Source organism: Ochrobactrum sp. PL_is483, assembly GCF_055816855.1.
In genome coordinates, this window is record NZ_JBVPGS010000006.1 from 1 (window position 1) to 1,408 (window position 1,408).

Genomic DNA, 1,408 nt, shown 5'->3' on the forward strand with positions numbered 1-1,408 from the left:
ATTTCCGTTAATCGCCAATAAATTGCTCAAGGCAGACATTCGTACACAGCCGTTGACTGTCTATATCGACACCCTGGGCAGCTACAGTAAGGATGATCAGATCGTTCTGGTTATTGATAATGTCGAACATGATCCGAATAACAAGCACGCCATCACGCAAGAGGAAAAAGACCAGGGGCTGGTGGAATTGTCTCTGCCAGCCGCGTTGCGAACTGCAGAGCGGGCGTACTCGCTTCAATACAGATTCTATTCGAAATTTCTTCCAGATGAACCGGGCATTACCAGCCCGACGACAACTTTCATTACTGACTATGCCAAGCCGGGAAGGCCGCATCCGGGTTTTCTTATATTTGATGATCCAACACTGGTTTCCAATGGGCTTAATGCCGCCAAGCTGGCTCAGTTGGGAGATCAGGTCACGGCTCAGGTCCCAAGTTATGAAGGAGCAGCGGATGGAGACGCCTTTGTGGCGGAATTGGCTCTGCATATGGGCGGCGGCACAGTCATCCAGGCAGATTCCGTGCGAATCGATAAATATGATCCGACCAAGGATATCAAGATCGCTTTCTCAGGCGACATGATAAGGGCAAATGGCGATGGGCTAACCGAATTCCGTTATTATATCACGGATATGGCGGGCAATCGCTCAGAGATGTCGACGCCGGTGCTTATTAGCGTTTTCGTCAGTGGTGCCGTTGATGATCTGGCGCCGCCACTGGTGCCGTTATACCAAAACTTGAAACCGCTCGATGAAACTGCAGCGCGCACGCCGATCCTTGTCGATATCCCCGGCAACGCCAGGCTGGCCGCCGGTGACAAGATTTTGGCTTATTGGGGCAAGACCGCGCTGCAGCCGCCAATCATAGTCACCGATCCCACTCTCCCGGTCATGCTGAGCATCCCGGTTCCATATAAAACGGTTCAGGACGAAGGCAATGGCGCTGTTACTGTCACCTACGAAGCCTATCGTGGAACCAGTTTATTGGGCGCGCCCGCCCAGGGAACCAATGTGGTGGTAAACATTCAGCAGCCTGGTGGTCAGGATCCAAATCCGGATACGCTCGAGAATGAAGCGTTGAGCGCGCCCATTCTTCACGCATTTGGCTGGGTGCAGGGCGATCAGCCAAACTCGATTACGGTGGAGCAATCAAAGAACGATGCAGTCTTTATCGTTCCATGGCTCAATACCGCTACGCCGCAGGTGCCTTCCTTCCAGGCAGGCGATGAGATCGACTGTTATTATGCAACCACGAAGATTGGAACCATTACGGTTTCATCCACCGATGTTGGCAACGGCAAAGATCTTACCACGCCCGTGCCGGCAAATGTGATTCAAACGCTGGGAAGCGGGCGTATGCCCATCCATTATGTTGCCTCACGAACCAGTGCCATCAATCCCGGCGAAACC

At 52.8% G+C, this 1,408-nt stretch carries 1 protein-coding gene; it reads left to right on the plus strand.

The features are described 5' to 3' along the window. Positions 1-1,408: hypothetical protein (locus AC0TNJ_RS00030; protein ID WP_473769854.1), on the plus strand; the 1,408-nt coding region annotated here is incomplete at both ends.